Below are 20396 nucleotides of genomic sequence, written 5' to 3'. Positions count from 1 at the left end.
TGTTCCTTCCCTGTTATTGTTTGCTGAACCAGCAGCCCCCGGCCGAGGGCAGGATGACCTTCTCCGGCTTGTCGCGCATAAAATCGTCCACTGCCTTGTTGGCTCCGGGATTGTTGGTGAAACCGTAATCGTCGCAGACCAGGATCGCGCCCTTGTTCAGACGCGGGTAAAAAAATTCCAGGCTGTCTCTTGTGGGTTCATAGAGATCCACATCCACATGCACAAAGGCAAAGCGTCGGTCTTTCACCTCGTCAAAGCGTTCGGGAATCCAGCCTTTATAGACGCGGCAGGCGTCGGCAAATTCCTGCAGATTTTCCCTGAGCGTCTCCTCCCCGGAAGCCAGGGCGTTCTTTTTCCAGTGCGTGCCGTCCAGGGGCAAGGGCTCGGAAAGCCCTTCAAAGGAGTCGAAAATGTGGTGGATGCGGCCGCCCTGCCGCGCGTTGGCCCGGCAGATCAGCCAGGAGGAAGCGCCCTTATAGACCCCGCATTCCACGGTATCGCCCGGCACCTCTTCGACCATGCGCAGAAATTGGCCGAGATTCCAGCGCCGGTAGGCATTCATGTCTTGAAGTTCGCCGAACTTTTTCAAATAGGCGTTGAATTCCTCGTCCTTCCACCAGTTCAGGCTCGGCCAGGTAAAACGGTACTCCGGGCAGATCAGCAGCCCGCAGGCCAGCAGCCAGCGGAATTGCTCCATCAGGCTGTGAGGATCGGGCGGCAGAAAATGCTTGTGCGCCTCAAGCGGCGTTTCTTCAAATTGACGGCGTATCAGATCGTAAAGAGATTGCATGGCTGTAGTGTCCATAATGTTTGCAGGCACATGATCACGTTGTCATTGTTCATGCCGGTGACGATGCCGGGAGTGGTCGGCATGGGCCATTGTGCGGGCTCGTCCACGAGCCGCGGCAACAGGGTGTGCCCATAACGGGCTGCTGGTCACGCAATTTTTCTGCGCCCTGGAAAAGAGGGCAAAAAATGCAGACGGTGTCGCAAACGACCGGCGATCCCAAGGCAAGCCCGTGAGTCAGGGAGCGCGAAAAAGCGTGCTGAACAGAGCTGACCACTGCGCCATGATCTGCTCCTCTGCGAAGCGCCTGCGCACTTCCGGCGCAGCGCGGGCCAGGCGTGAGCGCAATTCCGGTTCCTGGATCAGGCGGCGCATGGCCGCTGCAAGCCCCCGTACATCTCCCGCCTGCACCAGTAAACCGTCTATGCCGTGTCTGATAATCTCGCGCGGCCCGGTGGGGCAGTCAAAAGCTATTGCCGGGCAACCCTGGGCGAGACTTTCCAGAAGCACATTGGGAAAACCTTCAAATTTCGAGGACAAAACAAAGGCCAGCGCCCGGGCCATAAGTTGCGGCAGCCGGGAGGTAAAGCCCGGCAGTTGAACACGCTTTTCAAGACCCAGGCGGACGATGCAGGCTTCCAGTTGCGGCCTGAGCGGGCCTTCCCCGGCAATGATCAGGCGCAGAGCGGGGAATTGCGGCGCAAGGGGCGCGAAGGCTTCCAGCAGCCGGTCAAAACCTTTCAACTTCACAAGGCGTCCGGCAGCTAAAAAAAATGGTTGGCAAACCGATAGCCCGGGAAAGTTCGCCTGCATGTCGCCGGGATCGGGATCAACGCTGTTGGGAATAACGGCGCAGCGTTCCTTTTCCAGAAAGGATTGCCCCCACCGGCATGTGGCGGCGGTTTGAAACACGACACGCTCGGCTAAAGGGTAGAGGACACGGCGAAGTTTTTCCTCTTCTTCAGGCAGGGGACTGGCTGGCGCATGCGTCCGTTCGCAAACAATCGTCCGGCAAGGTAGACCCTGAGAAGCCAGCAGCGTGCGCAGATTCATCCGGCTGAGAAAGCTGATGACCGGCAGAGGTCTTTGGGCGCACTCCGCAAGGCAGGATTGCAGGGCAAGGCGCAAACGCGCGATATTGGCGGCTTCAGCGGGCCATGCCGACTCTGCGGGCAGGTCGCGCGGCAGGGAAATGGTATCCAGGGCGATCCGTTGCACGGCCGGATGCAAAGGGTAGGCCGGAGATCCGGCGTCAAAGGTGATCAGCATGACCTTGGTACCGCGGGCGGCCCACCAGCCGGCCATGCGGGTCATGACGCGCTCGGCTCCGCCCCCGCACAGAGTGGGGATGATCAAAGCCACGTTTGGTAAAAAGACATCGGCAGCCGGACTGATCAAAAGCGCAGACCTCCGCGTTCACAGGGGATCACATAGTCTTTGTACCAGCGGCAAGGGCGCACCATCGCTGTGTATTTATTGAAGAGAGCGATGCGTTCCGGACTGTCCCTCTCCGTCATGTAGTGCAGGTTGAAAAAGGGCAGCCAAAGCAAACGCGAGCGTTTTTCCAGGCTTTCCGGGTTTTCCAGTTGTTCCAGGATACTTTGGCAGGCAGCCTGAGGAGAGAGCTCTGTAACGTACGCCGGGCCTTGCTCGGCAAGTTTTTCTCTGCGGGGGTGGTCCAGGATCAGCTCAGCCAGTTTTTGTGCCGCGTTTTCCGGGCTCAGATGCACCACAGGCGTATGGGAGAACATCTGCTCAAACCCGATGGAGCGCCACCACCAGGCCTGCGCCTCAGGAGTGTCCGGCACGCCCAGGCCGCGCAGGTTTTCCGCGGCCTGACTGCGGCAATACTCCACATGGTTTTTGCCTGATTCGCCCTCCACCACCACGCAGCCGGCGCTCAGGGCTTCCCAGGCCGCGCGACCGCCGTAGAAAAGAGAGTTGCAGAAAATATCCGCGCTCGCGAATTCCCTGGGCATTTCCTCATGGGGCAGGCCTTCCACCAGCTTCACGCCGAATTTCAGCCCTGCCGAGCGCAAGGCGTCAAAAACTTGGAGCCAGATCTCGGTGCCCTTGGCGGCTCTTTTTGACGGCGCGTGCAAAATGACCGGATGCTCACGCTGCCGCGTTTCGCAGAGGCTGCTTTCCGGCTGAAACAGAAGGCTGCCCCTGCCGAAAAAGGGCCGCAACGACATATAGGAGCCGTTGATCAAAAGGTGCGCGTAGCGCTCGCACATGCGCAGATAATGCAGGCGGGGCAAAAAACCGGCGCTGTTCAGGCCGTAGTCGGTATACGGCGCGCCGTAATGCAGGGCGGCCTGCCGGTCTGCTTCCATGTCGCGCACGTCCGACCCGCAGAAACGGATCACGATTTTTTTGCCCATTTTGCGCAGCATGGGCAGATCGGAGGCGTCCTGCTCAAACGTATTCCAGATGAAGAAGCAGACATCAGCTTCAAGGGCTTTTTGCCAGGCCAGCTCGCGTAAATGCTTTCGGATGCGCAGCTGATCTTCTTGCGTGGGGTGTTTCAGCCGCGACAGTCTGGCCGCGATCAGGCGGGGGATGTTCAGATCCAGATCGGCCTTTGTTATGGCGCTGTCCGACTCCGAAACGCAAAAGACCTCGTGCCCCAGGGCGCGAAAACCGGACGCATAGTCGTGCATCAGGCTGGCGATGTTGTGCATGCCCATGAAGATCTTCATCGGTCGCTCCGCTGCCGTTCCGCTGTCGTTCCGCCGCCGCTCCGCGCAGGCTGCCGGGACAGGGCTGCCTCCGGCGCGGGGGCCGCAAACAGCTTCGGCGCAGGCAGGCAGAGCTTTCTGATCAGTTCCTCCCACATGGACATGACCTTTCCGAGATCGCACTGCTGCAGGATTTCCCGGGCGTTATCGCCCATGCGCCGCGCTTCTTCAGGATGGGAGAGCATATAGTCCACGGACCAGGCCAGGCCCTGCACGTCTTCGGGCGGAACCAGCAGGCCGCTGTGCCCGTGCTTCACCATGCAGGACGGCCCGGAGGGGCAGTCAAAGCTGACCACCGGCAGGCCCAGGGCCATGGCTTCCATCAGGGCATTGGGAAAACCCTCCCAGCGGGAAGGGAAAACAAAGAGACTGGCCCGCCGCATGATGGCATGCGGATTTTTGCTGAAACCGGGCATGAAGACTTTATGGGCAATGCCGAGATCCCGGGCCATTTGCTCCAGTTCCGCCCGTTTTTCGCCTTCGCCCAGGATCACCAGATTGTATTCCGGCCAGCGGGCGAAGAGTTCCGGCAGCCTGCCAAACAGAAGGTCAAAGCCTTTTTGATAATGCAGGCGCCCCACACAGCAGAGAAATTTGGCCGGCAGCCAGTCCGGCGCGCTGTCGGCCGGGCCGTCGGCGGGCAGAACCGGCGGCAGCACCGGATTATGGATCACATGCACTTTTTCCCCGGGCAGAAAACGCTCGGCCCATTCCTTCTTGACGTTTTCCGTGAGCACGACCACGGCGTCGGCCCAGGGATAGCACAGGCGCATACAGGCTTTTTTGAGCAGGCCGTAGTGCTGGGTGCGCGGATCAATCTGCTCGTCCACGATGACCTTGAGGCCCATGCCGCGGGTGGCCAGAAGCACGGGAATATTGGAGCGATCCATAAAGCTGATCACCAGCTTGTGCCCCAAGGCGCGGATCTGGCGGCGCAGGGCGCGCACGCTCCAGGGAAAACCCAGGCGCGGGGTGAGGCTCACGCCGGGCGTGAGCTGGACCCGCGCTACGCGCGGGTCCAGGGTATAGGCGTCTGTTTCTCTCGGCACAGAGGTGATGATGGCCACCTCCACACCGTGCGCAACCCAGTAGTTGGCCATGGTGCTCATGACCCGCTCCGCGCCGCCCCCCATCAACGAGCGGATAATCATGGTGATGCCTGTGTTCTGCATACAAAAGCCTTCACGGTTTGCTCGGGCGGCAGGGTGGGTCTCCGGATATTTTCCCCGGAAGCAAACAACATTTTTTCAAAATATTGCAAAAATTATGCCACAGGCGCAAAGAGCCCGTGGCTATCTCGTAAGGGGAAATAATTTATAGATTTTATAGAGTTGTCGCCCCCTTGTCAAGTTTCTGCCGCAGGCTTCACGGGAGCGCAGCGCGGCTCCGCCGTCGCGTCTCTGCGTGCAAAAGCCGACGGATGTCTCCGTCGGCTTTTGTCATGACGAACATGGTGGGGGCACGCTCAGGCGTTGCCGAAATAGGGGGGGCGGCGCAACTCGGCCCCGGCGCTGACCCGGAAAATCTGGACCGTATAATGACCCTTGCCGCCGCACATGGGGCAGCCGTCCGTGACCAGCAGGCAGGAGGCGTCCAGTTCCAGCGGATCGATACCGGCTTGTTCCAGAATATGGGTGGCGCGGCCCTGTTCCCACATGACAGGGGAGCCGCAGCGGCCGCATTCCACATAGAGCAGTTCGGGATCATAGCCTTTGCCCGAAACAATGTCGCGCTTGGGCGTTGCGATGGAGGCAGTGGTATTTTGCATGATTTTCTCCCGGCAGATTGCGCGCTTCACGGCGCGAAAGCGTAGCCGCGCATGCAGTCTGCCTTTTTGAAAATAAGCACGCCGCGCGCCGAGGCAAGCTCTGCGGGGCCGCTTTTGCCGCTCCAGGGCCCGCTTGCCTTGCGCGCAGGGGGCGACTACACTGGCGTCATGTCCGAGAAAATTCGTCATATTCGTTTGTTACCGCCTGAGTTGTGCAACCAGATTGCCGCGGGCGAGGTGGTGGAACGCCCCGCCAGCGTGCTCAAGGAACTTGTGGAAAACAGCCTGGACGCTGACGCCGCGCATATTGACGTGCTTCTGGAAAACGGCGGCCAGGCCCTGATACGCGTGCAGGACGACGGCTGCGGCATCCCGGCCGGGGAGCTGGAACTCTCCGTCACCCGCCACGCAACCAGCAAAATCGCCGCTTTTGACGATCTTGAGCGTATCCGATCCTATGGCTTCCGGGGCGAAGCCCTGCCGAGCATCGCCTCGGTCTCCCGCTTGAAAATCGTCTCCGCCGTGTGCGGGCCGGACGGGCAGAGCGCGGCCCATTGCCTTGAAGTGGAGCACGGCCGCCTCGTGACGTCAAGCCCGGCGTCTCTGCACAAGGGCACAGTCGTGGAGGTGCGGGACCTGTTTTCCAACATACCTGCGCGGCTGAAATTTTTAAAGACGCCGTCCACGGAATTCAAACGCGCCCAGGAGTGGCTGGCCCGCCTGGCCCTGGCCCGCGCCCGGACGGGTTTTACGCTGCGCTCGGGCGAGCGGGAAGTTTTGCGTTTTCTGCCGCAGCAGAGCTTGCGCCAACGTCTCGGCCAGCTCTGGCCGCGATTGATTGTGGAGGCCCTGCGCCCCTTTGACGGGGAACGTCACGGCATCCGCGCGCACGGCCTGGCTGCCCTGCCCACAGTGAGCCAGCCGCGCGGGGATCGCCTTCTGCTCTATGTCAACGGCCGCTCCGTCACGGACAAACGCCTGCTGGCCGCCGTGCGCGAGGCCTACAAGGGCCGGCTGACCAGCAGGGACTACCCGCAGGTAGTGCTTTTTGTGGAAATGCACCCGCGCGAGGTGGATGTCAATGTGCATCCGGCCAAGTCCGAAGTGCGCTTCCGCGACGAGTCCGCCGTGTTTTCCGCCGTGCTGCACGCTGTGCAAAGCGCGCTTGTGACCCCCTTCAGCGCAGGGCTGGAAAGCGGGGAGCAGACGGATGCCGCCGCGGCAGGCGTCGGGAGTTCCGGGGGCGAGGGTTTCGCCGGGGCACAGCCTGCGTCACGATCCGATACGCAATCCGGCCCGGCCGCACAGAGCCACGCGCCACGGCCCCAGGGCTTCTGGGGCAGTCTGGACAATCCGCCCCTGCTCAAGAGTTCGCAAGCCGCCGCCCCCCGCTCCGAGGCCCCGGCGGAAGAGGATTGGCAGGTCGACGTGCCTTGCGGCGGTCTGCGCCTTCATGCGGCTGCGGAAGAGCCCGCCGGGTACGGCGCGGTGCTTTTTGACGACGCGCGCGCTTTTCCCCCATCTCCCGACAACGGGGAAGGGCCGCAGGCCCGGGAGCCGCTGCGGATAGGGCCGCTGCGCTATCTCGGGCAGGTGGCCCGGACTTATCTTGTGTTGTGCGACGAGCACGACGCCCTGTTGCTTCTGGATCAGCACGCGGCGCATGAGCGCGTGCTCTATGCACGCCTGCGCCGGGGCGGTTTTGCCGGTACGGGCCAATGCCTGGCCCTGCCCGTGGAACTGAACCTGCATCCCGCGGAAAAAGAGCGCTTTTACCAATTGCGCGAGCGTCTGGAATCCCTGGGTTTTGAGCTGGAATGCGCCGGGGATGCGCTGCTCATGCGGGCCATGCCGCCCGTGCTCTCGCGCGCCGAAGCCCGCGATTTTCTGCGCGAGGCCCTGGCCGGACGCAAGGATGATCTGGCGGGCCTGTTCATCTCCATGTCCTGCAAGGGAGCCGTCAAGGCCGGGCAGCGGCTGACCGACGACGAGGCGGCCGGGCTGCTGCGGCAATGGCTGGCCGTGCCGGAACGCGAATACTGCCCGCACGGCCGCCCCTGCGTGCTGCGCTGGGAGGCCGGGGAGCTGGAGAAATTGTTCAAGCGCAGGCAATGAGAGGGCGGAGTGGCCGCGGCTCAGGGCTGGCAGGCCGCAGTACTGCGGGCGCAGCCGCCGGAGCAATCCAAGGCGGAATTTTAATGCCCGGAATAGTCCAGCACATTGTTCAGGGGCGCGGCGCTGACGCGGATTTTCCCCTCCGCGAAAACGTGGCGGATCAGCCGCCAGTTTTCCAGATCCAGCACATCCAGTTTGCCCTTGTGTTCCGACCGCAGATGCCGGGTCACCACAGCCAGGGTTTCCTCCACAGGAAAGTACACGCCTTCAAAGGAAAAACGCGCCAGATCCCTCTCGCGCTCCAGCACGGGCTCAGCCGCGTCGTCAGGCAGGGCGCTTGCGCAGGCCTGCGCCAGATCAGCGAAAAAATCATCACATACAGGGTAAACGTGACCATACACCTTGAGCAGGGGCGAGCGGCTCATAAGCCGGGCTCCGGCGTCGGGGGGCCCGGCAGGTCGCGCGGGCTGAGCAGGAACGCGGGGGGCAACGCGGCCGGGGGCCGCGAGCGTGAGCCCATGTCTTCCGCTGCGTCTGCGGCGCGGCAATAGTTTTGCGCGCGCGCCACGGCAAGGCCCTCGCAGTCGCCCACGGCGCACGCGGCTGCAAAGTCCTCGCACATGCCGTCATAGTTGCGGCGCAAGAGGCGCACAGCCCCGCGGGCCCGCAGCAGCCGCGCGCGTTCAATGCCCCGGGACGGCGGTTTGGAGCGGGCGGCCAGCGCGCTGCTCAAATCGTCTTCGGCAAGAGCCAGTTGCTGCAACCGCCAATGCGCCAAACCGCGGATATGGCGGGCCCGCCCCAGGGCCGGGTCCAGGCGCAGAGCTTCATTGCAGGATTCCACGCATTGTTGGGGCAGGCCGCTCTGGAGTTGGGCCTCGGCCAGCAAAAGCCGGACACTGGGGCTGTCGGGCGTCAGGCGGGCCGCCTTTTCAAGCAGCGGCAGAGAGCCCGGGGCCGCCAGCCAGCCGCCGGGAGTCGGCTCCAACGCGGCCTGAGCCAGCCAGAGGCCGTCCAGCCGTTCGCCCATGCGGGCCCAGTCCGCGCTGGTCCATTGTGCGCCTGTGCAGGCAGAAAGCCGGGCCTTGGGGCTCTCCGCTCCGGAAGGGGCCTCAGGCGAGCCTCCGGGCCAGCGGCAATTCATGCTGTGCAGCGTTGCCCTGGTCTCCTCCAGGAGCCTGCGCCGGAGTTCAAGCAGTTCCGCATGGCGCAGCGCCATGCGTATTTGCTGCTCAGGCCGGGGGCGCGGCTCCAGGGTGACCATTGCTTGCAGGGGATCAGCCTTTTTTGCGCCCGGGGACGAAGCCGCTGCACTATAGAGTTGCGCGGCCAGGGCCAGGCGTTCTTCCGGGGATACGGCTCCCATCCGTATTTCACGCCGTTGGGGCAGACTGTCTGCGGCCTTGCGCACAGCCGTAAGCCAGGCCGTTGCCCGGGCATGCGCATAGGCCGCAGCCCAGGGCAGGGATGCGGGAATGTGGCGCATTGCCGCTTCCGTAATCGGCGTGAGCCGCAATGCGGACCGGGGGGGAGCCTTTTCAGCCGCGGCCTGATCCGTGTCGCGGGCAGACTCGCCAGAGACCGCTGCAGTGGCCTCCCGGCCGCCCGGGAGGAGCTGGCCTGACCAGAGCAGGGTCACACACAAGGTCAGCGCCGCAAGCCGGGCCAGAGCCGGAAAGGGAAAGCGTGAGGCCTTCATGGCCCTTTATTTTTTGGCTTCAATGGCCTGGACGATTTTGCGGGTCATGGGCTTGACCAGATCCCGCAGGGTCTCCAGCAAAAGGTTTTCCGCCGCGCTTCCCGAGGGCAGGCCGGTGCGGCTCTGGCCCGAGTTGAGCGTTTCGTGCAGGATGCGGCCCTGACGGTTGGCCAGCACATAGTTGACCCGCAGACCCGTGGAAAGTTCCGTGGTCGAGGGTTCGCGCAGCCAGGCTTCGTCCAGCTGGCCGGTGACCAGGTAGTCAGGGTTGCCGCTGCGGGCCTGCGCCACTGTGGCGGCATAGCTGACCTGCAAGCCGTTTCGGGCCAGCTCGTCGGCCAGGGCGCGGCTCACCCACTGGGCCACATCGTCGCCGGTCACAAAAGCGCTTTTGTCGCGGCGCACGCCCAGGGTCGTCTGATCCCCGCGCTTGTCGGCAAAGGCCACCACGCTCACGCGCGGGGCATTGGGGGCGGGCAGCACGGCAGCGTCCAGCGGCGGCGGGGAAAGCAGGCGCACGTTATTACTGGGTCCGCATGCCGTGAGCAGCAGCGTGGCCAACAGGGAAAATCCGAGAAGCAGACGAAAGTGTTTCATGGCGGCCTCATGGATTGCAAAAGTGATATTGAGAGTTTTTCTAAAGTATGCTTACGCATACCCGGAAAACAGCCGCCTTGCAAGACGCCGGGGCCGCATGTTAGATTGTGCCCGCGCGCCGCGCCTGCCGGATGTGTGAAGGCAGGCTCAAGAACTGCCGATCTTTTTCAGGAGCCCTGAGCATGATTGATCTCAAGTTGGTGCAAAAACAGCCGGAAGTGCTGGCCAAGGCCCTGGCCGACCGTCATTCGGATCTGGATGTGGCGGATTTTCAGACCCTGGACGGCCGCCGCCGCGCCCTGCTCGCGGAAGTGGAGGCCCTGAAAAGCAAGCGCAACGCGGCTTCGGCCCAGGTGGCGGCCCTCAAGCGCGAGAAGAAGGACGCCACGTCCCTGCTGGCCGAATTGAGCGGCCTTTCCGAGCGGATCAAGGAGCTGGATGGCGCAACGGCCCGGGCCAAGTCTGACGTGGAGGCCTGGCTGCTGCGCGTGCCCAATATCCCTGACGCCTCGGCGCCTGTGGGCAGGGATGAGACGGAGAATGTGGAGGTCGGCCGTTGGGGTCGCCCGCGCGCCTTTGACTTTCCGATCCGCGAACACGGCGAAATAGGCGTAAGCCTTGGGGGCCTGGATTTTGAGCGCGCCGCGCGTCTTACAGGCAGCCGCTTTGTGGTTTCCCTGGGCTGGGCCGCCCGTCTGGAACGGGCTCTGGTCAACTTTTTTCTGGACCGGCACACCAGGCACGAGGATTATGTGGAGGTGAGCCCCCCGTATATGGTCAATCGCGGGACCATGACGGGCACAGGCCAGTTGCCCAAATTCGAGGAGGACCTCTTCAAGCTGCGCGATTGGGAATATTATCTGATCCCCACCGCCGAAGTGCCGCTGACCAATCTGCATGCCGGCGACGTCCTGGACGAGGCGGATCTGCCGCGCGCCTATTGCGCGGCCACGCCCTGCTTCCGCTCCGAAGCCGGAAGCGCGGGCAAGGATACGCGCGGCCTGATCCGCATGCATCAGTTCACCAAGGTGGAAATGGTGCGCTTTGCCCATCCGGATGACAGCTTCAACCAACTGGAGCTGATGTGCGGCCATGCCCGGCAGTTGCTGGAGCTGCTGGAACTGCCCTATCGGGTGATCACGCTCTGCACGGGCGACATGGGCTTTGGCTCGGCCAAGACCTATGATCTTGAAGTCTGGCTGCCCGCGCAAAAGACCTATCGCGAGATTTCATCCTGCTCCAATTGCGTGGACTTCCAGGCCCGGCGCGCGGATATCCGCTTCAAGCCCAGGGGCGGCAAGGCCGCCTTTGTGCATACTCTCAACGGCTCGGGTCTGCCCACTGGCCGCAGCATGGCCGCCATCCTGGAAAACGGCCAGCAAAAGGACGGCTCCGTGGTTCTGCCCAAGGCCCTTGTGCCTTATATGGATGGGGTGGAAAGCATCGAACCGCGCTGATCCAGACGGCCGCGCTGCGCAGGTCCGGGTTATTAGAGCGTTTTGCTAATGAAATTAGCAAAACGCTCTAGCCTCTGTTTTTGGCTTCGGCGCGGCTGCCTTCCACCAGGGCTTTGAAGACGGGTTGCAGGCCCGCCAGTTCTTCCGGTCTGCCCTCAATCTTGGCCACCATGCGGACTTCACTCATACTCCGTTCAGGCGAGGAAGCCACGCATCAGCAGCATGAACGCCGAAAGCGCGATTATCCCAAGCAGAAGGCGCCGAAAGAACAGAATGTTGATCCTGTGCACAAGGGGCAGGCTGACCAGTATGCCGCATACCCCGAACAGGGCGGCGAACAGGGCGTCTTTGAGGATCGGCACGGTATAGAGGCCCGCGTTCCATTGCGCGGGCAGGAGGAACAGCATGGTTATGATGACTGTGAGGCTCCCCCCGCAGATGGTGCTTTCCTTGCTCCAGTGCCGCAAATACGCATAGAGGACGACGGGGGGGCCGCCCATGCTCACCGCGCTCATCATGATGCCGCCCGCCAAACCCAGGGGGACGCTCCACCAGCGGGAGATGGGCTTTTCCGCCACATGGAGCCTGCCCGAGACGAACTGCCAGAGGAGAAAGATCACAAGGCCCGCGCCGGCGGCGAACAGGAGCAGCCGCGAGCCTGCATACTGAAGGAAGGCGACGCCCAGAGGCACACCCGGCAGGGTCGCCACGCCCAGGAAGACGACCTCGCGCCACGGCGCCCAGCGGCGGTAGAGGAAGGCCAGGGTGACCACCTTGACCGTGCTGCACAGGCAGCCAATCAGGATTGCGTCCCGCACGGGTATGGCGAGCGTGAGCAGCGGGATGGCAAAGAGATTACCCCCGAAGGAGGTCAAGCCGGTGAGCACCCCGGCGAAAAACCAGATGATGCTCTGGTAGAGAAAGAGCAGGATGTCCATGCGTGCCTGCGGGGGCGGGGGGCGGGTTGTGCGCATGACCAGGGTCATGCCATAGCCATACCCATGTCAGAGAGTACGATGCAGTCCGTGCCGCGCCGTTTGTACCCTGCCGCATAGCCCCTGGAGCTCCGGAGCGTTTTGCTCATGAAATCAGCTCAACGCTCTGGCAGGGCAAAGCCATGCCCGCCGCGCGTCAGCCGTTGGCGGCGGTGCCGCCTTAACGGATGACGACAGCAGAGACAGACGCGGGCGCAATTTCCCTGCGCCGTTACGCGCCGGAGAGAGCGTTTCAAAAGCAAAATGATCTAGAGCAGATTACCTTTGACTTTTTATGAAAGTCAAAGGTGGCATTCAGGCGAAAAACGCGGTTTTCGCCTGAATGCACGCCGCGTTGCGGCGGCTGCCGCTTTCGCGTCAGCAGAGCATTTTCAAAGTGAAAATGCTATAAGCCTGCATTGCAGCAGGGTCTGCATTGTGACCATTTCCACGATATTTCTTTTATGATAGCGGATTCACGCTTTTTTATCAAGAAGAAAATCGCAGGGAGGCATTCACGCTTTCACTGAAAATGATATTGCAACTATATGAAATTCAAAACGAATTTTTTTAGAAAATCATCGAAGAAGCGCCGCCGCAAAAGAGCGCTTCTCAGCCCCTGATTGCCTCGCCCACGGCTTCAGCCAGGCCGCCCAGCGAGGTTTCCTTGTAGCGGGATTGCAAGTCAATGCCCGTGCGGTACATCACCTCAATAATCTTGTCCAGGGAGACCACCCGCTGACGGCCGTCTTCCAGGCGGGAAAGCTGCGCGCAGTTCACGGCGCGCTCGGCGGCCACGCCGTTGCGCTCGATGCAGGGAATCTGCACCAGCCCGCCCACCGGGTCGCAGGTCAGGCCCAGGTTATGCTCCATGCCGATTTCCGCGGCCACTTCCACCTGTTTTACGCTGCCGCCGGTAACCGCGCAGTACGCTCCCGCGGCCATGGAGCAGGCCACCCCGACCTCGCCCTGGCAACCCACTTCGGCTCCGGCAATGGAGGCATTGCACTTGTAAAACAGGCCGATGGCCCCGGCGGTGAGCAGAAAATCCCGCTCTCCCTGTTCCGTGGCGTGCGGATAAAAATTCGTATACTGCAGCAAGACCGCAGGGACGATTCCCGCCGCGCCGTTGGTGGGCGCGGTGACGACCCGGCCGCCGGAGGCGTTCTCCTCAGCCACGGCAAAGGCGTAGAGCATGGGCCAGAGGCTCAGATCCCGCCTGCCCGCGGCCTGAAGCGCGCTGATCTTGCGCAGCAGATTGGGGGCTCTGCGGCGCACGTTGTAGCCGCCGGGCAGCACCCCGTCTGTGCAGCAGCCGCGCTCAACGGATTCGCGCATCGTGGTGATGATCTTTTGCAGCCCTTCGTCCACTTCGGCTTTTGAGCGCCAGAAAAGCTCATTGGCCAGCACGATTTCGGCAATGCTTTTGCCTTCGCGCTCACAGGCGGCAAAAAGCTCCGCGGCCGTGGCGTAAGGGTATGGCGGCGTTGGATACGCCTCCTGCGGGGCGTCAAAATCCTCTTCCGTGCGGATGAAGCCGCCGCCGACGGAATAGTAAGTCTTTGCCAGCAGCGCCGTACCGTCAGCGGCAAAGGCGGTAAGGGTCAGGGCATTGGAGTGCCGGGGCAGAAAAAGGCCCTTGTGCGGCAGCATGTCCCGCGTGTAAAGGAAGGGCACGGCTTTTTCGCCTGCCAGGCGGAGATCGGCATTATTTTTGAGCTCCTGCGTGCGCGCGGCCAGGCGCGCCGGGTCCACGCTTTGCGGTTCCTCCCCTTCCAGGCCGCTGAGCACTGCGCCTGTGGTGCCGTGCCCGTCCCCGGTGAGCGCAAGGGAGCCGTAGAGATCAAGCCGGATGCGCGCCACGCCGTCCAGCAGGGCCTTTTCCCGCAGCTCGTCGGCAAAGGCCTTGCCCGCCAGCATGGGCCCCACAGTATGCGAGCTGGACGGCCCGATGCCGATTTTAAAGAGATCAAACACGCTCAGCATGGTTTTTCCTTATGGGCCGCTGCCTCGCGCGGTTTCGCCAACGCGCGGCACCGGATCGGCAACTTCGGCACAGCTTTTCTTCTGACACAGGAACAGCCCTTGTGCAACGGTATTGTAGAGCGTTTTGCTAATGAAATGAGCTAAACGCTCTCAAGAGCTCGACCACGCGGCCCACGAGGTGAGAAGGGGAGGGGGGAAAAGCGGCAGCCGGAAGGCGGGTATATTCCGCGTCCCGGCTGCCGAGACCGCGCCCGGAGTCAGAGCATTTTGCTTTTGAAATTATTCAATTTCAAAAGCGGCGCTGCCATCATTTCGCGTCCAGGCTTCAGCCGTTGCGACGAAGGAAGCTACGGATGGAGACAGCAATGAGTTACCACAAAAAACATGCAACGAAACCGCTGTCGCCATCCGTAAGGCTCGCAGACTCGCCAACGGCTGGCGCAAGCAAGCAAAGCTTGCTAACGGCTACCGCAACGCGGTCTGGACGCTCATTCGGCGCGGGCGTCCGCTCCCGCGACCGCCAGAGCAATTTCAAAGTGAACTTGCTCTAGTCCGCATGGGCTGATCCGCTGCAAGGTTGCAGTGTCACGCGGGCTGAGTTCAGCGCTTCTCCTTGCGGTTGTAGAAGTTGATCAGGCAACCGTCCAGAATGATCTGGCGCTCATCGTCGGTGAGCTCCTTGAGGGTCAGGGTGATCTGCTCGCCCCGGATCTGGCCGCCTTCCTCGCTCTCATGCACCAGACAGGCCAGGATGTTGGGACGGGCCTGGCTCACGGCCTGCCGGATGCGCGGGATCACCAGGTAATCTCCCACCCGCAGCTGGCCCGCCAGATCCGCGTCCACCACAAAGGGCAGCATGCCCCAGTTGATCAGATTGGAACGGTAGCGCTTTGTGGCATACTCCACGGCCAGATTGGCCCAGCCGCCCAGCACCTTCTGGCAGGACGCCGCCTGCTCGCGCGCGGAGCCGTCGCCCGGCTTGAGCGCGAAAATGGTTGAGCCCAGGCCGAAATCCGCCAGAGCCGCGTGCCCGTCAACGTATTCGTCCATGCCGCAGGGCGCGCAGATCGCCCGCACGCGCGCCAGCAGCCCGGGATCGGCCGGATTGGCCAGGCGGGTTTGTTCCAGGGCCTGCATGGCCCTGGCCCGCGCCACATAGCCGGGATCCTTGCGGGAGAGCGTGAATTCCGCCAGTTTGACCGGGTTGGAGCGCAAAGAGGACGTCTCGCCGGAAGGGATCAGCTCGTCGGTGGTGGTCACGGGATCTGTGATCACGCTGGCGACCTGGAGGATCAAATGTTCGGGCAGGGGGCTCATCGCCGGCCAGTCCGCGATATTCGGACCGAATATCAGCGGGGTTTCCGGCCTGGCCGCGCCAAAGCCGTTGTAGACGCGGCGTTCATAGATGATCGGCGTAAAGTGGTAGCGCAGATCCACGTCCCTCAGGCCGGCTTCCGTCCAGTCAAGCTCCGTGGCCGCGGTCAGGCGGCCGCCGTGCGCCGCTGTGGCCGCGATGGAGCGGGCATCCATGAGCGCCACCGCGGCAAGCTGGCCGTTGGCCGGTTTGGAGCCCTCGCGATTGGGAAAGTTGCGGGTCGCGTGGCGGAGGGACAGCGCCCCGTGCGCCGGGGTGTCGCCCGCGCCAAAGCAGGGCCCGCAAAAGGCGTTTTTGAGAATGGCCCCGGCGGTCATCAACCTGGCTGCGGAGCTGTTGTGCAACAGGGCCAGGGCCTGCGGCTCGCTGGCCGGATAGACCGAAAGGCTGAAGGCCATGTTGCCGACGCTCTTGCCGTCCAGAATGGCCGCGGCCAGGGAGATGTTTTCAAAGGAGCCGCCCGCGCAGCCCGCGATGATGCCCTGATCCGCATACAGGCGGCCGTCGCGGATTTTGTCCGTGAGTTTGAACTGCGCCGCGGCGTCGCCGAATTGTTTGCGGGCTTCTTCTTCAACGCTCTTCAGGATTTCTTCGGCATGGCGGTTCAGCTCGGCAATGGGCCAGACGTTGCTGGGATGAAACGGCAGGGCGATCATGGCTTGCACAGCGCTCAAATCAACTCTGATCAGACCGTCATAGCAGGCCGGGCCCTGCGGCGCCAGGCGTTTGTAATCCTTTTCCCGCTGGTGCAGGGCGAGGTAGTCGCGCACCTTTTCGTCGGTCTGCCAGATGGAGGACAGGCAGGCGGTCTCCGTGGTCATCACGTCAATGCCGCAGCGGTACTCCACCGAGAGATTGGCCACGCCCGGGCCCATGAATTCCATGACCTTGTTTTTCACAAAGCCGTTTTTGAAAACAGCGCCGATGATCGCCAGAGCCACGTCCTGCGGGCCCACGCCGGGCGCGGGCGTGCCCTCCAGCCAGACGCCCACCACCTCGGGCGCGGGAACGTCGTAGGTTTTGCCCAGCAGTTGTTTGACCAGCTCTGGCCCGCCCTCGCCAATGCCCATGACGCCCAGCGCGCCGTAGCGGGTGTGGCTGTCCGAGCCGAGGATCATGCCCCCGCACGCGGCCATCATTTCGCGCACATACTGGTGAATCACGGCCAGATGCGGAGGCACGAAGATGCCCCCGTATTTTTGGGCGGCAGCCAGGCCGAAGAGATGATCGTCCTCGTTGATGGTGCCGCCCACGGCGCAGAGGCTGTTGTGGCAGTTGGTCAGCGCGTAGGGCACGGGAAATTCCGTCAGGCCGCTGGCCCGCGCGGTCTGGATGATGCCCACATAGGTGATGTCGTGGGAGGCCAGGGCGTCAAAGCGCAGGCGCAGGCCCGGCGCGTCAGCGCTGCCGGGGGCCTGCGTGTCGCCGCCCTGAGTATGGGCGGCCAGGATGGCATGGGCCAGAGTGTTGCGCCGGGCGGCCGCAGGATCTATGCCCCGGGCCGTGGCCTGGTCGGCAGTGAGGATGCGCGCGCCGTCAATAACAGTGGCGTGTTCAAAAAGCTGGATCATGGGAGACCTTCTTCCAGATGTTTACGGTGAAGCGCCGGGCGGCACGCCAAAGATGAAAAATTTTTGCCGGGAGGGGATACGAGGGACGCTTTTTGAAAAAAGCGGCCCTCTCCGAAAAAATCCCCTACAAATTCTCGCCGATAATCTCGCCGAATTCCCGGCAGCCGACGACCCGCGCGCCGCTGACCTGGGCGGCCAGATCCTCGGTCACGGCCCTGCCTGCAATGGCCTTGCCCACAGCGGCGCGGATGCGTTGCGCCGCCGCGGGATGGCCGAGATTTTCCAGCATCAGCGCTCCGCAGAGGATCACGCTGCCGGGATTGGCCCTGTCCTGCCCGGCAATGGCGGGCGCGGTGCCGTGCGTGGCTTCGTAAAAGGCCAGGCTGTCGGACATGTTCACGCCCGGCGCAAGCCCGAGCCCGCCCACCTGCGCGGCCAGGGCGTCGGAAATGTAATCGCCGTTCAGGTTGGGCGTGGCCAGCACCTGGTATTGCTCGGGCCGCAGCAGGGCTTCCTGAAACATGGCGTCCGCGATGCGGTCTTTGATCACCAGCCGGCCCGGAACCGGCTCCTTTTCCGTGCAAATCAGATCCCCGAACTCCTGGGCGGCCACGTCGTAGCCCCACTGGCGGAACGCGCCTTCGGTGAACTTCATGATATTGCCCTTGTGCACCAGGGTCAGGCTTGCCAGCCCGTTGTCCAGGGCAAAGCGCAGGGCCCGGCGCACCAGGCGTTTGGAACCGGCCTCGGTCATGGGCTTGATGCCCACGGCCGCAGTCTCGCCCACCTTGCGCACGCCCAGCTCCTCGCGCAGAAAGTCGATCAGCCTGCGGGCCTCGGGCGTGCCCGCGGCAAATTCGACGCCGGCATAGACATCCTCCGTATTCTCGCGGAAGATGACCATGTCGACCCGCTCCGGGTGCTTGACCGGCGTTTCCAGCCCTGCAAAATGGCGCACAGGGCGGATGCAGGCGTAGAGATCCAGGCCCTGGCGCAAGGCCACGTTCAAGCTGCGGATGCCCGTGCCCACCGGCGTGCCCAGAGGCCCTTTCATGGCAATGTCGGCCGTGCGCAGGGCCGCAAGCGTGGCTTCGGGCAGGGGGCTGCCGGTCTCGGCCAGGGCTTTTTCCCCGGCCAGAAGCTCTTCCCATTGCAGGGTCATGTCCGCGGATTCCCTGGCCAGGGCAGCGTCAATGACCGGCCGCGCGGCCCGCCAGATTTCCGGGCCGATGCCGTCGCCTTCAATCCAGTAAACTTTTTTCCGCATTTCTTCTCCCGATGTTTGCAAGCGCGGGCAGATCCGCGTGCAGGCCGGCGCAACAGGCGCGGGCTGAACGCTGTTCACGCCCTGGCGCGCGGCGGGCTGTTATTCGCCCTCGGCCTCGTCCTGCGAACCCACTTCCTGTTGCAGGGCCCTGGCGCGCTTGAGCAATTGCTCCAGTTGGATGTCGCCGCTGACCACGCCCACAATGTGATCCCTGCTGTCCGTGACCGCGCAGGATACCGTGATGACCAGCTTTCTGGTGAAGTGCGACTGGTAGACATCCATGATATGCAGATCGCCGGTCTTCATGGGCATCGTGAACCATTCGCGCTGCGAGAAGTCATAGCCCACGGGCAGGGCTTCGTAGACTCCCTTGTATTCCGGGTCCGTCACGGCCGAGCAGCGCATCTTGCCCTGGGCGTCCGTGAGGCAGCAGAACTGGATGAAGGGATATTCGCGCACAAATTCGTCCAGCCGGGCGCAGGCCTGCTCGCCGAGTTCGGCCAGCCCGGCGCTGCGGGACAGGCGGATGATGAGGTGCGCGGCCAGTTCCCCGGCCAGTTGCTTCATGTGATCGAATTCCGTCACAAAGAGCTCGGGCATGTAGCGCTGCACCAGCGCCTCCATCTCGTCGTGGGAGAAGTGCGTGGTGCGGCCCGTTTCCTCATACACGGCCATGATCGCGTCATAGATCTGGCCCACGGCCGGGTGTTTTTTGGAAACCTGCTTCTCTTCGGGCAGGCCGAGATTGTTGTTGATCCAGTAGGCGACCCCGGCGCGGCCGGTCTTGTCCGTGATGATGATCGGCACCGGGCGGCCCAGAAGTCTCCTGGTGTCGAAAATATTGTAAATTTCCTCGTTCTTGGCCAGGCCGTCGGCGTGCACGCCCGCGCTGGTGGCATTGAAGTCGCGCCCCACAAAGGGGTAGTTGTGCGGGATGCGGTAATGCAGCTCTTTTTCAAAAAACCGGGCCACCTCGCTTAAAATGGTGGTGTCCGCGGCCGCGTCGTCGCCGGTGAGCGAGATGTACTCAATGAGCAGGGCTTCCAGGGGCGTGTTGCCGGTGCGCTCGCCAAAGCCGAAGAGCGTGCCGTTGACCGCGCCGCAGCCGTACAGCCAGGCCGTGACGCCGTTGACCAGCACCTTGTGAAAGTCGTTGTGGCCGTGCCATTCCAGCCATTGGCCAGGCACCCCGGCCTCGTCGGTGAAGGCCCGCACGATGCGCTGCACCGAGCGGGGCAGGGCAGCGCCGGGCCAGGGCACGCCGTAGCCCATGGTGTCGCAGAGGCGGATCTTCACGGGCATGCCGCTCTGGCGCGAGAGCTCCATGAGCCGTTGCGCCAGGGGCAGGCAGAAGCCGTAAATGTCGGCCCGGGTCACGTCCTCGAAGTGGCAGCGCGGAATAATGCCCCACTCCAGGGCCTGCCGGGCCAGATCCACATACATGTCCATTGCCTGTTGCCGGGTTTTGCCCAGCTTGAGGAAAATATGATAATCCGACACGCTGGTCAGCATGCCCGTCTCGTCGAATTCCATGTCCCGGGCCAGTTTGAGGTCGTCCCTGGTGGCCCTGATCCAGGCCGTGACCCGGGGGAAGCGGTAGCCGCGCGCCCGGCAGACCTCAATGCATTTGCGGTCCCTGGCCGAGTACAGAAAAAATTCCGAAGCCGTGATCAGCCCGGTCTTGCCGCCCAGGCGGTGCAGAAAATCGAACATCCTGGCCACCTGCCTGACCGTGTAGGGCGGCCGGGCCTGCTGGCCGTCGCGGAAGGTGGTGTCCGTGATGCGCATCTGCTCGGCCGGACGGGGGGCCAGGAGCACCTCGTCAAAAGAGGTGCGGCAAATGCTGCTGTAGGGAAAAAGATCACGGTAGAGCTGAGGCTTGTCCGGTTCCTGGAGGACCAGATTGCGGCTGCCGCAGCTCTGGTGGATGATCTTGCTCATGGTTCTCCCGCTTTCTCGCGCTCTGGGCGCGGTAGAAATATGTACTGCAAAAGTTTTTTATACCCGCTTCCCGGCCGTCCGTCCAGTCCGTGCGATCCTTGAAGGATTCATTTTCAGA

16 protein-coding genes are annotated in these 20396 nt (G+C 62.9%); 2 read left to right on the top strand and 14 right to left on the bottom strand.

The window, feature by feature from the left end; translation table 11 throughout:
• Positions 1-13: 13 nt before the first annotated feature.
• The 6 genes from G7Y52_RS03615 to G7Y52_RS03595 form a co-directional block, all read right to left on the bottom strand.
• Complete coding sequence (locus G7Y52_RS03615) at positions 14-790, bottom strand: TylF/MycF/NovP-related O-methyltransferase (protein ID WP_165066206.1); 777 nt, start codon at positions 788-790, stop codon at positions 14-16.
• Positions 769-897, bottom strand: coding sequence for a hypothetical protein (locus tag G7Y52_RS15455; protein ID WP_277424279.1), 129 nt, complete (start codon positions 895-897; stop codon positions 769-771). The genes G7Y52_RS03615 and G7Y52_RS15455 overlap by 22 nt, the downstream gene beginning before the upstream one ends.
• A gap of 127 nt (positions 898-1024) precedes the next feature.
• Complete coding sequence (locus tag G7Y52_RS03610; protein ID WP_165066203.1) at positions 1025-2185, bottom strand: glycosyltransferase family 4 protein; 1161 nt, start codon at positions 2183-2185, stop codon at positions 1025-1027.
• Positions 2182-3489: a glycosyltransferase family 4 protein gene (locus G7Y52_RS03605; protein ID WP_165066200.1), complete on the bottom strand. Its 1308-nt coding sequence runs from the start codon at positions 3487-3489 to the stop codon at positions 2182-2184. Before G7Y52_RS03605 ends, G7Y52_RS03610 begins: the two co-directional genes overlap by 4 nt.
• Positions 3486-4700: a glycosyltransferase family 4 protein gene (locus G7Y52_RS03600; protein ID WP_165066197.1), complete on the bottom strand. Its 1215-nt coding sequence runs from the start codon at positions 4698-4700 to the stop codon at positions 3486-3488. The genes G7Y52_RS03605 and G7Y52_RS03600 overlap by 4 nt, the downstream gene beginning before the upstream one ends.
• Positions 4701-4993: 293 nt before the next feature.
• Entirely contained in the window at positions 4994-5296 is a 303-nt protein-coding gene (locus G7Y52_RS03595) for a hypothetical protein (protein WP_165066194.1), read from the bottom strand.
• Between the two features lie 168 nt (positions 5297-5464).
• On the opposite strand from G7Y52_RS03595, the gene mutL reads away from it, so the two are divergent.
• On the top strand, positions 5465-7411 hold the full coding sequence (gene mutL, locus G7Y52_RS03590) for a DNA mismatch repair endonuclease MutL (RefSeq protein WP_165066191.1): 1947 nt from the start codon (positions 5465-5467) through the stop codon (positions 7409-7411).
• A gap of 80 nt (positions 7412-7491) precedes the next feature.
• Here mutL and G7Y52_RS03585 read toward each other — a convergent pair whose 3' ends face one another.
• From G7Y52_RS03585 to G7Y52_RS03575, 3 genes are read right to left on the bottom strand one after another with little or no spacing between them, the layout of a single operon-like run.
• Positions 7492-7836, bottom strand: a complete 345-nt coding sequence (locus tag G7Y52_RS03585) for a hypothetical protein (protein WP_165066188.1) — start codon at positions 7834-7836, stop codon at positions 7492-7494.
• Positions 7833-9110 (bottom strand): translation initiation factor IF-2, encoded by a 1278-nt coding sequence (locus tag G7Y52_RS03580; RefSeq protein WP_165066185.1) that lies wholly within the window; start codon positions 9108-9110, stop codon positions 7833-7835. The genes G7Y52_RS03585 and G7Y52_RS03580 overlap by 4 nt, the downstream gene beginning before the upstream one ends.
• A 6-nt stretch (positions 9111-9116) precedes the next feature.
• Positions 9117-9707, bottom strand: a complete 591-nt coding sequence (locus G7Y52_RS03575; protein ID WP_165066182.1) for a hypothetical protein — start codon at positions 9705-9707, stop codon at positions 9117-9119.
• A gap of 182 nt (positions 9708-9889) precedes the next feature.
• On the opposite strand from G7Y52_RS03575, the gene serS reads away from it, so the two are divergent.
• Positions 9890-11164: a serine--tRNA ligase gene (gene serS, locus G7Y52_RS03570; RefSeq protein WP_165066179.1), complete on the top strand. Its 1275-nt coding sequence runs from the start codon at positions 9890-9892 to the stop codon at positions 11162-11164.
• 194 nt (positions 11165-11358) lie between these two features.
• On the opposite strand, the gene G7Y52_RS03565 is transcribed toward serS, so the two are convergent.
• The 5 genes from G7Y52_RS03565 to G7Y52_RS03545 form a co-directional block, all read right to left on the bottom strand.
• On the bottom strand, positions 11359-12138 hold the full coding sequence (locus G7Y52_RS03565; RefSeq protein WP_206215179.1) for a sulfite exporter TauE/SafE family protein: 780 nt from the start codon (positions 12136-12138) through the stop codon (positions 11359-11361).
• A gap of 612 nt (positions 12139-12750) precedes the next feature.
• Positions 12751-14124, bottom strand: coding sequence for an L-serine ammonia-lyase (locus G7Y52_RS03560; RefSeq protein ID WP_165066173.1), 1374 nt, complete (start codon positions 14122-14124; stop codon positions 12751-12753).
• Positions 14125-14724: 600 nt separating this feature from the next.
• Entirely contained in the window at positions 14725-17070 is a 2346-nt protein-coding gene (locus tag G7Y52_RS03555) for a hydratase (protein WP_165066170.1), read from the bottom strand.
• Between the two features lie 124 nt (positions 17071-17194).
• Entirely contained in the window at positions 17195-18337 is a 1143-nt protein-coding gene (gene icd / locus G7Y52_RS03550) for an NADP-dependent isocitrate dehydrogenase (RefSeq protein ID WP_165066167.1), read from the bottom strand.
• Between the two features lie 99 nt (positions 18338-18436).
• Positions 18437-20278 (bottom strand): histone-lysine N-methyltransferase, encoded by a 1842-nt coding sequence (locus G7Y52_RS03545; protein ID WP_165066164.1) that lies wholly within the window; start codon positions 20276-20278, stop codon positions 18437-18439.
• Between the last annotated feature and the right edge of the window lie 118 nt (positions 20279-20396).

The organism is Desulfovibrio sp. ZJ200 (assembly GCF_011039095.1).
GTDB lineage: Bacteria > Desulfobacterota > Desulfovibrionia > Desulfovibrionales > Desulfovibrionaceae > Desulfovibrio.
This window is presented reverse-complemented; position numbering and strand designations above follow the sequence as displayed.

Bases quoted from the DNA above. Each gene is read 5' to 3' on its own strand.
- icd (WP_165066167.1), bottom strand. From the start codon at position 18,337: ATGCGGAAAAAAGTTTACTGGATTGAAGGCGACGGCATCGGCCCGGAA.
- serS (WP_165066179.1), top strand. From the start codon at position 9,890: ATGATTGATCTCAAGTTGGTGCAAAAACAGCCGGAAGTGCTGGCCAAG.
- mutL (WP_165066191.1), top strand. From the start codon at position 5,465: ATGTCCGAGAAAATTCGTCATATTCGTTTGTTACCGCCTGAGTTGTGC.
- G7Y52_RS03565 (WP_206215179.1), bottom strand. From the start codon at position 12,138: ATGCGCACAACCCGCCCCCCGCCCCCGCAGGCACGCATGGACATCCTG.
- G7Y52_RS03560 (WP_165066173.1), bottom strand. From the start codon at position 14,124: ATGCTGAGCGTGTTTGATCTCTTTAAAATCGGCATCGGGCCGTCCAGC.
- G7Y52_RS03585 (WP_165066188.1), bottom strand. From the start codon at position 7,836: ATGAGCCGCTCGCCCCTGCTCAAGGTGTATGGTCACGTTTACCCTGTA.
- G7Y52_RS03575 (WP_165066182.1), bottom strand. From the start codon at position 9,707: ATGAAACACTTTCGTCTGCTTCTCGGATTTTCCCTGTTGGCCACGCTG.
- G7Y52_RS03600 (WP_165066197.1), bottom strand. From the start codon at position 4,700: ATGCAGAACACAGGCATCACCATGATTATCCGCTCGTTGATGGGGGGC.
- G7Y52_RS03555 (WP_165066170.1), bottom strand. From the start codon at position 17,070: ATGATCCAGCTTTTTGAACACGCCACTGTTATTGACGGCGCGCGCATC.
- G7Y52_RS03595 (WP_165066194.1), bottom strand. From the start codon at position 5,296: ATGCAAAATACCACTGCCTCCATCGCAACGCCCAAGCGCGACATTGTT.
- G7Y52_RS03615 (WP_165066206.1), bottom strand. From the start codon at position 790: ATGCAATCTCTTTACGATCTGATACGCCGTCAATTTGAAGAAACGCCG.
- G7Y52_RS03580 (WP_165066185.1), bottom strand. From the start codon at position 9,110: ATGAAGGCCTCACGCTTTCCCTTTCCGGCTCTGGCCCGGCTTGCGGCG.
- G7Y52_RS03605 (WP_165066200.1), bottom strand. From the start codon at position 3,489: ATGAAGATCTTCATGGGCATGCACAACATCGCCAGCCTGATGCACGAC.
- G7Y52_RS03545 (WP_165066164.1), bottom strand. From the start codon at position 20,278: ATGAGCAAGATCATCCACCAGAGCTGCGGCAGCCGCAATCTGGTCCTC.